Annotated in this window: 12 protein-coding genes; 6 read left to right on the top strand and 6 right to left on the bottom strand. The window is 70.4% G+C overall.

Annotated elements, in window-relative coordinates:
• Positions 1-27 precede the first annotated feature (27 nt).
• Entirely contained in the window at positions 28-948 is a 921-nt protein-coding gene (locus QRN27_RS08075; RefSeq protein ID WP_285041611.1) for a polysaccharide pyruvyl transferase family protein, read from the top strand.
• A gap of 3 nt (positions 949-951) precedes the next feature.
• The gene (locus QRN27_RS08070) at positions 952-2,088 is read left to right on the top strand and encodes a hypothetical protein (RefSeq protein ID WP_285041609.1); all 1,137 of its coding nucleotides are present in this window, start codon (positions 952-954) and stop codon (positions 2,086-2,088) included.
• Between the two features lie 87 nt (positions 2,089-2,175).
• Here QRN27_RS08070 and QRN27_RS08065 read toward each other — a convergent pair whose 3' ends face one another.
• Positions 2,176-3,279, bottom strand: coding sequence for a glycosyltransferase family 4 protein (locus QRN27_RS08065; RefSeq protein ID WP_285041607.1), 1,104 nt, complete (start codon positions 3,277-3,279; stop codon positions 2,176-2,178).
• Positions 3,279-4,346: a glycosyltransferase family 4 protein gene (locus QRN27_RS08060; protein WP_285041605.1), complete on the bottom strand. Its 1,068-nt coding sequence runs from the start codon at positions 4,344-4,346 to the stop codon at positions 3,279-3,281. The genes QRN27_RS08065 and QRN27_RS08060 overlap by 1 nt, the downstream gene beginning before the upstream one ends.
• A 124-nt stretch (positions 4,347-4,470) precedes the next feature.
• Between QRN27_RS08060 and QRN27_RS08055 the strand changes: the two genes are divergently transcribed.
• Entirely contained in the window at positions 4,471-5,316 is an 846-nt protein-coding gene (locus QRN27_RS08055; protein WP_285041603.1) for a glycosyltransferase family 2 protein, read from the top strand.
• A gap of 42 nt (positions 5,317-5,358) precedes the next feature.
• Here QRN27_RS08055 and QRN27_RS08050 read toward each other — a convergent pair whose 3' ends face one another.
• Positions 5,359-5,910, bottom strand: coding sequence for an acyltransferase (locus QRN27_RS08050; RefSeq protein WP_285041601.1), 552 nt, complete (start codon positions 5,908-5,910; stop codon positions 5,359-5,361).
• A 77-nt stretch (positions 5,911-5,987) separates the two neighbouring features.
• Between QRN27_RS08050 and QRN27_RS08045 the strand changes: the two genes are divergently transcribed.
• A complete protein-coding gene (locus tag QRN27_RS08045) occupies positions 5,988-6,833 on the top strand; it encodes a glycosyltransferase family 2 protein (RefSeq protein ID WP_285041599.1) in 846 nt (281 codons plus the stop codon).
• A 7-nt stretch (positions 6,834-6,840) separates the two neighbouring features.
• The gene (locus QRN27_RS08040; RefSeq protein ID WP_285041597.1) at positions 6,841-8,121 is read left to right on the top strand and encodes a lipopolysaccharide biosynthesis protein; all 1,281 of its coding nucleotides are present in this window, start codon (positions 6,841-6,843) and stop codon (positions 8,119-8,121) included.
• Positions 8,122-8,170: 49 nt separating this feature from the next.
• Here the strand turns inward: QRN27_RS08040 and QRN27_RS08035 are convergent, their stop codons facing one another.
• Positions 8,171-9,160 carry a glycosyltransferase family 2 protein gene (locus QRN27_RS08035; protein ID WP_285041595.1) on the bottom strand — a complete coding sequence of 330 codons (990 nt, stop codon included), beginning with the start codon at positions 9,158-9,160 and terminating at the stop codon, positions 8,171-8,173.
• A gap of 73 nt (positions 9,161-9,233) precedes the next feature.
• Here QRN27_RS08035 and QRN27_RS08030 point away from each other — a divergent pair, with 73 nt between their 5' ends.
• On the top strand, positions 9,234-10,328 hold the full coding sequence (locus tag QRN27_RS08030; RefSeq protein ID WP_285041593.1) for a glycosyltransferase family 4 protein: 1,095 nt from the start codon (positions 9,234-9,236) through the stop codon (positions 10,326-10,328).
• A 61-nt stretch (positions 10,329-10,389) separates the two neighbouring features.
• Here QRN27_RS08030 and QRN27_RS08025 read toward each other — a convergent pair whose 3' ends face one another.
• Positions 10,390-12,909 (bottom strand): glycoside hydrolase family 65 protein, encoded by a 2,520-nt coding sequence (locus QRN27_RS08025; protein ID WP_285041591.1) that lies wholly within the window; start codon positions 12,907-12,909, stop codon positions 10,390-10,392.
• Positions 12,906-13,712: an HAD family hydrolase gene (locus QRN27_RS08020; RefSeq protein ID WP_502929507.1), complete on the bottom strand. Its 807-nt coding sequence runs from the start codon at positions 13,710-13,712 to the stop codon at positions 12,906-12,908. Before QRN27_RS08020 ends, QRN27_RS08025 begins: the two co-directional genes overlap by 4 nt.
• Positions 13,713-13,792 lie beyond the last annotated feature (80 nt).

The following is a 13,792-nucleotide window of genomic DNA, read 5'->3' as shown; positions in this document are numbered from 1 at the left end:
TCCCGAACCCCACCCGAACGGAGCAACATGTCCTATCTCGAGACCATGCGCGGCCGCGCCGAGGCAGCGTTCGTCCACCTGCACCGAGGCGTCACCGAGCTGCACTTCACCCAGTTCCCCGACCACAAGAACGCCGGAGACTCGGCTATCGCGCTGGCGCAGGCGAAATTCTGGCGGGATCACGGCATCGACGTGCGGACCACCTCGAGCGTCGGCACCATGCCGAGGCGCGTGCGCGACTCCGCCATCCCAGTCCTCATCCAGGGCGGTGGCAACCTCGGAGGCCTGTACCCCGTCGTCAACGAGTCGCGGTACGACCTCGCGGAGCACCTCCCGAGTGGAACGCTCCTCATCCAAGCCCCCCAGTCGGTCGTCTTCCCGGAACCGTCCGACCAGGAGGCGTTCGTCCGACGGTTCGCCTCCAGACGCCGACTCCGGGTGGCCGTGCGCGACCAGGCCTCCTTCGACCTCGTCCGCGACCACGTCGACGACCTCTCGCTCTCCCCCGACGCCGTCCATCTCCTGGGCGCCATCGTCGCCCCGGAGCCGACGCAGGGCAGGATCGTGATCGCGCGGACGGACGACGAGACCGCGGGGAGACCGGTCGGCTCCAGGAGCACCGACTGGCGCGCGGACCCCGTGGACCTGCGGGCCCACGAGTGGCTCGGGTGGCGGGCGGCGAAGTACCCGATGCTGAAGCCGCTCCTGGAGAGCAGCCAGGAGGCGTGGATGCGACGGGCCGAACGCCGGTTCGCCGCGGCCGTCCGGACCATCGCCAGCGGCGAGACGGTCGTGACCGATCGCCTGCACGCCATGCTCATCGCACTCCAGATGGGACGCCCGGTCATCGCGATCGACAACAACAACCGGAAGCTCTCGAACTACGCGGAGACGTGGTTCGGCGACCTCCAGCCCCCGCTCACCTTCGTGCGGTCCTTCACCGGCTGACCCATGCGCACGCCTATCGAGACACGTGCCAGCGCGGAGCCCCGGTCCCCCGACACGACCCCCGGACCGACCGACGAGCCCAGCCTCATCGGCGGCGGGGTGTTCGTGGTCGCCTCCCTCATCGCGCTCGCCTGGGTGGCGGCCGACCGCCCCGGGCTCCCCTCGCACTTCTCGAACGACGAGGGCACCATCATCAACGTCAATCGGGGCACCTTCACCGAAGCTGACGCGTCGTTCCAGCTCATCGCGGCGGTCTACCGATGGCTCGGACTCGCCGAGCTGCCGGCGCTCGCCGCCATGCTCGGGGTGCTGAGCTACCTGCTCGCGCTCACGCTGGCGCTTCGGAAGACCCAGGTGTCGTCAGCCGGTTGGCTGGACTGGGGGATCATCGTCAGCTGCGTCGCCCTCGCTGCGATCTATCACGGCGCCTACACGAAAGACCTCCTGACGATGGGCGTCGTGCTCGTCATCGTCCTCTGCCGCGGAAGCGGGATCCTGAGCGAGCTTGTGCCGATCCTCGCGATGCTGCTCTATGCGGAGGCCTTCCGCACCTACTGGTTCCTCGTCGCCGGCGTCTCCGTCGCCCTTCGATTCGCGCTGCGTATGCGGCGCGGCTGGGTGACCACCCTCGTGGTGATCCTCATGCTCTACGCCGTCCTCGCCGTCGTCTTCCCGCAGTTCGTCGGTGTCGACCTCGACCACTTCCGTCACACGGTGAACGAATACCGGAGCAACGCGTCCGTGAACACCCTCATCACCCAGTTCATCCCGGGCACAGGCCCGGTCTTCGGCTTCGTCAACAGCGTGCTGACGTTCGGCTCCTTCATCGTGCCGATCCCCCTGCTGTTCCGGGGCGGCGCGATCTACCTCATCGTCGCGGTCCTGCTCATCGTGATCTGGGTGTCCCTCCTCGTCGCGATCCGATCCGCCCGCCGTCGTGCGGACGCCGGCTCACAGGCACTGACGCCGTTCCAGAACCGCCTGCTCGCCTCACTGCTCGCCTTCCTCATCGTGCAGTCGATCTTCGAGCCCGACTACGGCTCGTTCCTCCGCCACCTCACCCCGATGCTCGTCGTCGCCGTGTGCCTCCTCCTGAGCCTCAGGCCAGGAGGCTCGGCGAGGCCGCCAAGTCTCGGGTGACCACACGAACGGCCCGCTCACGCGTGACGCGCGAGCGGGCCGTTCCGTCGGGTCGTCCGTCCGGCCAGGCTGCCGACGGACCGGCGCTCAGCGGCGGTTGACCGCCGTGGCGGCCTGACGGACATCCGCCGCGACACGAGCCCACGACATCGGACCCGATGCCGCCGCCGTTCCGGCCTCGGAGAGCGCCCTCGCGAACTCGTCGTCGGTGAGCACCGACGCCATCGCGTCCGCGAGCGCGGTCGGCGTCACGTCGGTCGCGACGATCGCCGAACCGGAGGCGGTCGCCTGCTCGGCGAGTCCGCCGACCGGGGTCACGACGGCCGGGACGCCGAGCGCCATGGTGTACGCGAGGACGCCGGACTGGCTCGCCTCGGTGTACGGCAGGAGGGCCAGGTCGAACCCGCCGACGACGTCTTCGATCTCATCCTGCGCGACCCAGCGGTTCTGGACCTCGTCGTCCTCGTGCCGCAGTGCGGCGACCGACGCGTCGGCCCCGGATCCCACGACGCGGAACCGGACCCGGATCCCGCGTGACCGGAGTTCCTCGACGGCCCGGATGCCGAGCTCGAGACCCTTGTACGCCGAGAGTCGGCCGAAGAACCCGACGACCGGGACCTCGGAGGACCCGGCCGGTCGGGCGGCGCGGCCGGGGTCGACGCGGTATGCGGCATGGACGGTCTCGTGGATCCGGTCGGCCGGGAAGGCGCCGAGCGAGGCGAGTCGTCCGGCGACGGTGTTCGAGAACACGACGGCCCCGTCCGCGACGCGGCGTTCCACGCGACGCAGCAGATGCTCGATCCCGGAGTGGTCGCCGGGGTGCATCGTCGCATCGTGGACGCAGAGCAACGTGCGCCGTCCGCCGAGCCGGAACACCGGGGCGACCACACCCTGCCAGAGCTGCTCCATGGCGATCACCACGACGTCGACCCGATGCCGTCGGAGGAAGCGGTCGAGCCCGACCGCCGCGGCCAGGAGGCGCGGGAGACCGAGGACCGCGCCACGGCGGTCGCGATAGGTGCGGACACCGAATGCGGGCACGCCGAGTTCGGTGAACCGCCCCGCGATCTCCGCGTCGAGCGAGTACGAGACGACGACCGAAGCGCCGTCCTCGTGCAGCGCTCGCGCGAGCTCCTGGGCGAAGAGCGGCCCCGCACCGGTGCGTCCCCATTGGACGACGGCGATCCTCATCAGGCCACCTGCGGCACCCGGTAGGCGTCGGCCAGGGCGAGCCGCTGCCGAGCCGGCGTGTGGTCACGGAGGCGCTCAGCCCATCCGGCCGTGTTCGCGGCGGCCCAGACGGCGAACACCTCCGGCCCGGCGTGCCGGCTGAAGATCATCGCCTCCAGGCCACCCTCGATGGTGAGGGCGTCGGGGAGGTCGCCGAACGCGTCGATGCGCCGGACGAGGGTCGGGACACCCGCCTGGACCGCTTCGAGGACCGCGAGCGGGAACCCCTCCCACGCTGCCGTGTGCAGGTAGACGTCGCTCTGGACGAGGCGGGACGCCACCTCGGTGTGCGGGATCCAGCCGGTGACGTGCACACCGGCACGTTCGAGACGGTTGACGGCGTCGTCGGGCCCGCTCCCCATCCAGACCGGGGTGACGTCGATGCCACGTGCCCGGATCGACGCCGCCGCCTCGGCGAACCGTTCGGGATCCTTCTGCGGTGCGAGCCGTCCGAGGCTGGTGACGAGGAGCGGGCGGTCCACGCTCGGGCGCGGCGTCGGACCGTCGGGTCGCGGATGGGCGACCACGTTGGGTACGTGCACGACCCTGGGCCGGAGCGGACCGCGGCGCTCGGAGGCCGCGGCCTCGCCCTCGGAGCAGGCGGCGATCGTCCCCACGTTGAAGGACAGGAGCCACTCGACGGCGCGATACAGGCGGCGTCGCGGTGCGGAGATGTCGGCGCGTTCGAAGGCGTAGCAGTGCGGCGTGTAGACGATCCGGGTCCGGCTCGAGTTGCGGAGGCCGAGCCGGGCGTACGCGCCGGCGAAGCTCGAGTGGGCGTGCACGATGTCGGCGCCCGTCCTGCGGCGCGCGCGTCTGATCGCGCGCACGGCGTCCGTCGGCCGCTGACCCAGGATGGCGACGGAGGCGAAGCGCTCGAACATGGCGTCGTCGACGGACGCTCCTGCCGGGACCTGCGCGAGGAGGTGGTGCTCGACCCCGGGCGGGGAGTTCCGGACGTAGGCCTCGATCGCGACCGGGATCCCTCCGGCATAACAGTCGGTGACGTGCAGCACGGTCGTGGTCATGGGTTCCTCTGCGGGTGGGTCGGGTGTCGTCGGGGCGACAACTGTCCCGTAAATATATCACATCTTGTATTCGAGTCGAGCTGATGGAAGAGTGGACGCCTCCCCCCTGTCACCCCGGAGGCCCGTGTACTCGATCGTCATCCCCTGCCGCAACGGCGCAGACACCCTCGCTCGACAACTCGACGCCCTGCTCGGGCAGCGGTGCACCACCACCATCGAGATCGTCGTCGCCGACAACGGCTCGACCGACGACACCGCGGAGCTCGTGCGGCGATACCGGGATCGGGACGCCCGCGTCCGTCTCGTCGACGCGGGTGCCCAGCCGGGCATCAACCACGCACGCAACGTCGGTGTCAGGGCGTCTCACGGCTCCGTCGTCCTCCTCTGCGACGCCGACGACGTCGTCCGACCCGGCTGGCTCGACGCCCACGTCCGTGCCTTCGAGGCCGGAGCCGACTGCACCGGAGGACCACTCGTCCGAACCCTGCCGGACGGCACGATCGTCGGACGAGCCGACGCGGTCAGCACCGTGCACAACTTCCACCCCTGGCCTCCGGGTGCGAATTGCGGGTTCCGGCGGTCCGTGTTCGACCGCATCGGCGGATTCGACGAGACGCTCCGCGGAGGCGGCGACGAGACGGACTTCTTCTGGCGGGCCGCCGAGGCGGGCCATCCGACGACGGCCGCACCCGGGGCCCTCGTGGAGTACCGCCTCCGCGACGACCTTCGGAGCGTCGCACGCCAGTTCTTCGGCTACGGCAGGGGCATGGTGCGGCTCTTCCTCCGGCATCGGGCGCGAGGCATGCCGCGATCGATCGGCTGGGAACTCCCGGTCGTCATCGTCGTGGCGGTCGCAGGGCTGGTCGCCTCAGGAACGCGGAGCGCTCGTCGGCGCCGTAGCGTCGAGCGCCTCGCCTCCCGCGCCGGGCGGCTCACGGAGAGCCTGCGATCGAGGACGTGGTACCTCTGACGACGGCGGATCACCACGCCGCGCGGCCGACGCGCGGGGTGGTCACCACCACCAGACCTTGTTCCGACGGGCCTCCAAACGATAGGCGTCGACCCGAGGGCGGTCGGCGATGGGCTTCGCCGGCACGCCGCCCACCATGGTCCATGCCGGCACGTCCTTGGTGACGACCGCACCGGCAGCGACGATCGCACCTTCGCCGATCGACACCCCGGGCAGGATGATCGACCGGGCGTTGATCCACGCGCGGTCGCCGATGCGCACCGGCGCGGACTCGTACGCGAACTCGGGCGAGCCGATGTCGTGCTGGGCGGTCCAGATCTGTGCGCCGCTGTTGATGCTGACGTGAGAACCCACGGCGAGCCCGCCCCGGGCGTCGAGCGTCACGTCCTCCGCGATGAAGCAGTCCGCGCCGAGCTCGAGCCGCCGGGCGACGCGCACCTGGAGTCCGTGGTGAACCGCGCATCCCGTGCCGATCACCGCACCCCAGGACCGCAGTGCCGCCAGCCGGATGCCGTTGTTCGGAACGCCGGAGGCCAGTCGAAGGACGACCACCTCGGCGGACCCGACGATCAGCCCGAGTTGCTTTCTCAACATTTGTGCTCCCCGCTCAAACTTGTGAATAAGACATTAGAATACTAGCATACGAGTATCCATCCCGATCGGAGCCCATCGTGTTGTCCATCGTCATCCCCTGCCGGAACGGCGCCCAGACGCTCGGCGCGCAGCTCGACGCGCTCCTCGCCCAGGAGAGCGACGAGGGGTTCGAGGTCGTCGTCGCGGACAACGGCTCGACCGACGCGACGGCGGCGCTCGTCCAGGACTACCGTCGCCGCGACGCCCGCGTCCGACTCGTCGACGCCGGAGCGAAGCCGGGCATCAACCACGCCAGGAACACCGGCGTCGCGGCATCACGCGGCTGGGCGGTGCTGCTCTGCGATGCGGACGACGTCGTCCGGCCCGGGTGGCTCGCCGCGCACGCCAGGGCCCTCGCCGCCGGTGCCGAATGCGTCGGCGGCGCCGTGGATCGGCGTCTCCCCGACGGACGATTGGTCGCGCACGAGCCGGGGGTGTACCGCGCCCTGTGGGACGTCCCGTGGCCCATCGGTGCCAATTGCGGATTCACCCGACGGGTGTACGAGCTGGTGGGCGGCTTCGACGAGTCGTTCGCCGGGGGCGGCGACGAGACCGACTTCTTCTGGCGGGCCGCGAGACTCGGTGCGGAGACGATCGCCGTTCCGGACGCGGTCGTCGACTACACCCTCCGCGGGGAGCTCCGAGCGGTTGCGAAGCAGTTCTACGCCTACGGCCGGGCAAACGTCCGGCTGTACGCGAGTCACCGCGCTGCAGGCATGCCACGATCACCCTGGTGGTCGCTGCCCGCCGCCGTCGGCTCCGGTGTCGTCCTGCTCCTCACGAGCGCTCCGTCGAGCCTGCGCCGACGACGAGCCGTCGAGCGTCTGGCCTCCCGGGCCGGCCGACTGACGGAGAGCCTGCACAGCCGGACGCTCTACCTGTGAGCCGGCGATGATCCACCTCGCCTGGTCGATCCTCGAGCGCATCCTCCCCCGCGTGGCCTCCGCACTGATCATGCTCGTCCTGGCGGCGATCGTCGCGCCGTCCGTCGTCGGCATGTACGCGTGGATGGTCCTGGCGCTCACCCTGGTGCAGACCGTCGGCGACACGGCTGCGCGGCAGACTGCCGTCGTCCACGCCGGGAGCACGGGCGGGGACCGCTTCGTCCGACGCTTCCGCAGGTGGTCCGCCGGGGTGGGCGGCCTGCTCCTGGCCGCGACCGTCGCGGCCCTCTTCCTGACCGAGGCCGGTCCTGACCGGTGGCAGGCGATCGCGCTGGTGCCCTTCGTCCTCGTGCCGAGCTGTTCGGCGCTCGGTCTCGACGCGTTGGTCCGGCTGCAACGGGCCGGGCGGTGGAAGCGCATCGCCTCATCCCAGGCCTGGTCGTCGACCGCCTCCCTCCTTTGCAGCGTGCCGATCCTGGTGACGACGCACTCACTGCTCGCGAGCGCACTGCAGGCGACCCTGGCCGAGGCGGGGTTCGCGCTCCTCAACCGACGCCACGCCGCGCGATCGGTGCCTGCCACGACCGACGACGACCGACCGGGCACCTCCACTTCGGCCGTGTTCGGCGACTACCTGCACACCGCACTCTTCGCGCTCCTCGGCTGGGGGCAGGGGCAGACCGACCGCGTCTCCATCGGCGCGCTGGCCGGCGACGCCCGGCTGGGCCAGTACGCCTTCGCCATGTCCCTGTCACGCAGCGTGGGCGATGCCGCAGCCCTGGCCACGATCAACGTCCTCCGACCCGTCCTCGTCGGCGCGGCGCGCAGCGGACGCGGTTCCGAGATCGTCGCGCTCGCCGAGCGGTCGCTCCGCCGGTCCCTCGCCCTGGCGGTCCTGGCGGCAGCACTGACGACGGTCGGCGCACACCTCCTGGTCGCCCCGTTCCTCAGCGAGGCCTGGGATCCGGCGCTCGCGCTCGTCCCGGTCCTCGCTCTCGCGGTGGCCCCTTCCGTGGTCGCCTGGACGGTCACGGCGATCCTCCAAGCCGAGAGCCGGATGCGCTGGGCGAGTCCGATCAAGGCGATCGGGGTCCTGCTGTCACTGCCGATCGGCGTCGTCGCGGTGCACGACCTCGACCTCGCAGCGTGGCTCGTGAACGCCCGGGAACTCGTCGTGATGGGCCTCCTCCTCGTCGCCGCGCGTCACCGGGCTCCCTGGCGAGGCGGTCTCCTCGCCCTCGGCGTGGTGCTCGTCGGCGCGACGCTCTGGCTCCTCGTCGGCGCCTGACGACGGCGTCGCGGAGGCCTGAGCATCGACGCCGAAGGCTGCACGAGGCTCAGGCGGGCTGGAGCAGGTCCCTGGCGACGTCGAGGACGCCCTGACTCGCGTACCGCTGATACTCGCCGCGTGGCGCGCGGAGCAGCACCGGCAGGATCCGTCGCCACCTGGCCGACGGCAGATCGGCGCGGAAGCCTTCGAACGCGGCCTTCGCCCCGACGGCCACTGGATCGGCGAGCGGCGCTGATCCCTCTGCGGTGGCGAGCCAGGCGGCGAGTCCGACCATCCGGTCGGCGATGTCGCGGTTCCGCTGCCGCCCGGGTTCGAGGAGACGCGAGACCTTGTACCGCAGCGTCGGCTCGACGATGCCGATCTGGTTCGCGCCGTGCTGGCGGTAGTCGACGAGCGGCTCGTCCAGCAGTTGGATCGGCCCCCGCGACGCGGCGACGATGGCCAACCACTCGTCGTGGACCCAGGGCGACCGGAAGGGCGCGGCCGCCTCGAAGACCGCTCGACGGAGCATCACGGTCGCGCCGGTCACGAGGTTGCGCCGGAGGAGGACGTCGAACGCGTCTCCGGATCGGATGCGCTGCCGCTCCTCGGGACCGATCGACAGCGACGCGAAGAGCGTCGTCCCGAGCGGCGACCCGTCCGCGCCGACGAGCCGGGCGTCGGAGCACACCAGTTGGAGTTCCGAGCGCGCGTCGAAGGCGGCGAGCGCCCGCTCGACCCGGTCGGCTCGCCAGACGTCGTCCTGATCGGAGAGGACCACGAGCTCGCCGACGGTCGCCCGGATGGCGCCCTCGAAGTTCCGCGTGACGCCGAGTGCTTCGGGGTTCCGGAGGAGTCTGACGGGGATCGGCGACCCTGCGGCGAACCGCTCGACGATGGCTGGTGTCCCGTCGCTCGACCCGTCGTCGCTCACCACGATCTCCCGCGGGAGGACCGTCTGCGCGGTGATGCTCGCCAGCTGCTCCGCGAGGAAGGTTGCGCCGTTGTAGGTGCAGAGCGCCACGGAGACCCGCTCGTCGACTGGTGCTTGTGGCATGGACCCGCTCCTCACCGCTCACCGGACCGCCCACCAGCCTATCCCGGTCGTCCCGCTGCTATCCTCGTGCCTTATGCCCCGCGTAGCCGTCGACCTCCTGTCCTACACCGGCACGAAGGGCGGTATGGAGACGTACGCCCGCGAGCTGTACCGCGAGATCGGTCGGCAGGGGAGCGAATTCGAGTTCGTGGGGCTCATCAGCTCGGAGGGCTACCAGCTCGACCACTCCTGGTTCCCCGGCGAGATGGTGGACACGGGCATCAGCGGGGAGAACCGCTTCGTCTGGGCGTTCGGCGAACTGTTCCAGGTGGCCCGCCAGGCACGACGACACGGCGCGGACCTCATGCACTCCCCCGCGACGCTCGGCCCCGCCCGGTCGTCGATGCCGTCGGTCGTCACCATGCACGACATGCTCTACTGGAGCAATCCCGAACTCATGACCACGCCGCTGTACACCGCCCCGGTCAAGTTCATGGAACGGCTCACCTCGAGGAACGCCACCCGGGTCCTCACCATCAGCGAGGTGTCCCGCGCGGAGATCGAGAAGTACCTCCGCGTGCCCCGGGAGCGTATCGACCTGGTGCCGCTCGCCGGCACGATGCCCACCATCGACGGCGACCGCGAGCCCGACCAGGAACGCCCCTACGTCCTCGCGACGGGCAACCGACGCCCGCACAAGAACTGGGCGAGCCTGATCCGCGCGCTGCCGCTCCTCGCCGAACACGAACGCCCGCACCTCGTGATCACCGGAAGCCACGGGGAGGACCCCTTGCAGGCCGTCGTGGAGGAGACCGGCATGCAGGACTGGGTCGAGCTGCGGGGCTGGCTCACGAGCGAGGAGCTCGGCGAGCTCTACCGGCGCGCGACGATCATGGCGATGCCGTCGTTCGTCGACGGGTTCAGTCTTCCGGCGCTCGAGTCGATGATGGTCGGTCTCCCGGTGATGATGAGCGACATCCCCGTCTACCACGAGGTCTGCGGAGACGCCGCACTCTACCTCGACCCGACCTCCCTCGACAGCATCGCCGGCGTCATGCGGACCGCGGTGACCCGTCCCGACGAGATGCGGCGGCTGGCCGAGGCCGGGCTCGAACAGGCGAAGCGGTTCTCCTGGCAGCGCACCGCCACCGAGACCCTCGAGACCTTCCGCGCAGCGCTCCGGGCGTAGCGCCTCGACCGACCCGGCGGACCGACCCGCCGGAGCGGTCGTCCACCGAGCCGGTCGTCGGCTACTCGGACTGCGGCTGGATGATCGGGATGGACTCGGTGTCCGCCGGGCCGAGCGCGATCGTCGGCATCGACACCGTGATGAGCGAGCCGTCGGCGCGACGGCTGCCCTCGATGTCGCTGGCGCTCGGCTCGCCGACGAGGTGCGGACCCTGGTTGTCGAGCGGGACCGTCACCGTGGTGCCGGCCTCGACGAGGACGTCGCCACCGGCGACGACGAACGACGCCGAGTCGCCCTCCTCGACGGTGAAGCGCATCTCGGTGCGCCGGACGGAGATCCGCACCCGCGTCTCCTTGACGGTGAGGCGGAAGGTGATCCCCTGCCAGTCGACCGGGAGCCTCGGGGAGAACGAGATGACCCCGCCGTGGTCGCGCATGCCGGCGAAGCCCAGCACGAGCGCACTCCACACGCCGCCGGTCGACGCGACGTGCACGCCGTCCGGGGTGTTGCGGTGCAGGTTCGCGAGGTCGACGAAGAGCGCGGACCAGAAGTACTTCAGCGCGAGTCGCTGGTAGCCGACCTCCGCCGCGATGATCGACTGCACGACCGCGGACAGCGTCGAGTCGCCCGTCGTCAGCGGGTCGTAGTAGTCGAAGTCGGCGAGCTTCTCCTCATCGGTGAAGTGGTCGCCCTGCAGGAGGAGCGCCAGCACGACGTCCGCCTGCTTGAGCACCTGGAACCGGTAGATGACGAGCGGGTGGAAGTGCAGGAGCAGCGGCAGGTGCTCCGGCGGCGTGTGGTCGAGGTCCCACAGCTCCTTCTCGAGGAACTGGGCGTCCTGCGGGTGGATGCCGAGCCGCTTGTCGAACGGGATGTGCATGTGCTCGGCGGCGCGCTGCCACTCGGCGATCTCGGCGTCGTCCAGGGACAGTCGCGAGACCAGGCGCCCGAAGGACGCCGGGTCGTCGACCCGTAGGCGTTCGACGGCTTCGACCGCCGACAGCAGGTTCGACCGCGCCATCACGTTCGTGTAGAGGTTGTCGTTCACGACGGTCGTGTACTCGTCCGGGCCCGTGACCCCGTAGATATGGAACGAGTCCTTGCCGTTCGCACGCCAGAAGCCGAGGTCGGCCCACATGCGCGCTGTCTCGACGAAGATGTCGACGGCTCCGCGGGCGAGGAAGTCCTCATCCCCCGTCGCCGCGACGTACTGCCGCAGCGCGTAGGAGATGTCGGCGTCGATGTGGTACTGCGCCGTGCCCGCCGCGTAGTACGCGGACGACTCGAGCCCGTTGATCGTGCGCCACGGGAACAGGGCGCCGTGCTGGTTCAGCTCGGTCGCGCGGGAGCGGGCGGCGTCGAGCATGTTCTGACGGAACCGCAGGGCGTTCCGGGCCACGAGTGGAGCGGTGTAGCTGAGGAACGGCAGGACGTAGATCTCGGTGTCCCAGAAGTAGTGACCGCCGTACCCCGAGCCGGAGACGCCCTTGGCCGCGACGCCGCCACCGTCGGTGCGTGCCGTCGCCTGAGCCAGCTGGAAGAGGTTCCACCGGGTCGCCTGCTGGACGGCCGGCTGCCCGTGGATCTCGACGTCGGAGCGCGCCCAGAAGTCCTCGAGCCAGAGCTCCTGATTGCGGATGGCGGACTCGATGCCGTTCTCACCCGAGCGGTCGAGCGTGCGCGCACAGCGGTCGGCGAGCTCCTTCGGGGGCACGGCGTTCGAGGTGTGGTAGCTGATGATCTTGGTGAGCTTCGTCGGGACGCCCGCACGCCCACGGATCGTGTAGACGTGCTTCGCGAGGTCGGCCTCGATGTGGGTCGAGACCTCGTACTCGTTATCGGTCTCGATCGTGTGGTCGGCGCCCGCGACGATCGTCATGCCGGAGTTCGTCGTCTGGTAACCGAGCATCGCGCGCGGCCCGTCGATGAGCTTGTAGCGCGGCTGCAGCACTCGCTCGGTGAGCGATTCGGCCTTGCGCGGGTCGCCCATGCCAGGCTCCGGGGCGTTCGTGAGGTAGTCGTCCTGGCGGTCCTGCCGGTTGATGATCTGGCTGGAGAGCACGAGCGAGGCGTCGGCGTCGAGGAGCGTGACCTCGTAGTCGAGGACGGCGAGGTGGCGGTCGGTGAAGGAGACCATGCGCCGGGAACGGATGTGCACCCGCTTGCCGGAGGGCGTCCGCCACTCGAGTTCACGGCTGAGGACCCCCGTCTTGAAGTCGAGGCGACGCTCGAAGCTCAGGAGGTCGGCGTCGTTCAGGATCAGCGGCTCGTCGTCGACGTAGAGGCGGACGACCTTCGTGTCCGGCGCGTTGACGATGGTCTGGCCGACGCGGGCGAAGCCGAACGCCTCTTCCGCGTGCCGGATCGGCCAGGTCTCGTGGAACCCGTTGATGAACGTGCCGTGGACGTGGCCGTCGCGGCCCTCCTCGACGTTGCCGCGGAAGCCGAGATAGCCGTTGCCGAGCGCGAACAGGGTCTCGGTCGTTCCCTCGTCGTCCCCGTCGACGTGCGTCTCGACGAGCGCCCAGTCGTCGAGCGGGAACCGGTGTCGGTCGAGCGGGTCGCTGGTGATGTGGTTCATGCCTGGTCCTCGGAGGGGTCGTGGGGTGCCGTGGGGGTCTGCGGTGCGATGGGTGCGGCCTCGAAGAGCGGGACGACGAGCTCGTCGAGGTCGTCGACCACGACGTCCGCACCGGCGTCGATCAGGGCCTGGTGTCCGATCCCGCGGTCGACCCCGAGCACGAGCCCGAAGTCACCGCTGCGGCCGGCCTGGACACCCGAGTGCGCGTCCTCGACGACGACGCATTCTGCAGGCGAGCAACCGAGGAGACGACCGGCCTCGACGTAGGTGTCCGGCGCGGGCTTGCCGGCGATCCCCTCGTGCGCGGCGACGACGCCGTCCATGACCACGCCGAAGCGGTCGCGCAGCCCGGCCGCACGGAGGACGACCTCCGCGTTCTTCGAACTGGACACGACGGCCACCTGCAGCCCGGCGCGCTCGACGGCGTCGAGGAAGGCGACGGAACCGGGGTAGGGGGCGATGCCGTCCTCCTCGAGCACGGCGGTGAACACCGAGTTCTTCCGGTTGCCCAGGCCGCAGACGGTCTCGAGCTCCGGCGCGTCGGTCGGCGACCCCTCCGGGAGCACGATGCCTCGGGAGGCGAGCATCGCGCGCACCCCGTCGTACCGCGGTTTGCCGTCGATGTACTGGAAGTAGTCGGCGTCCGTGTATGGCTCAACGATGCCGCGCGCGGCGAGCTCGGCGGAGAAGAGCTTCGCCCACGCGTGCATGTGGATCTCGGCGGTCGGGGTGATGACGCCGTCGAGATCGAACAGCACCGCCCGCAGACCGAGCAGCCGCGAGGCCGCCTCGGGAAGGCTCAGGGTGTCGTTCGCGGGCGCGTCGATCGGCTGGGTCACGGTGCACAGTCCTCGTCGGTCGGGGGAAGAGGTGGACGGTGGAA

Source organism: Plantibacter sp. LMC-P-059a, assembly GCF_030209505.1.
Lineage (GTDB): Bacteria > Actinomycetota > Actinomycetes > Actinomycetales > Microbacteriaceae > Plantibacter.
The sequence above is the reverse complement of the archived record's forward strand: the minus strand, read 5'-3'. Positions and strand labels throughout refer to the sequence as shown.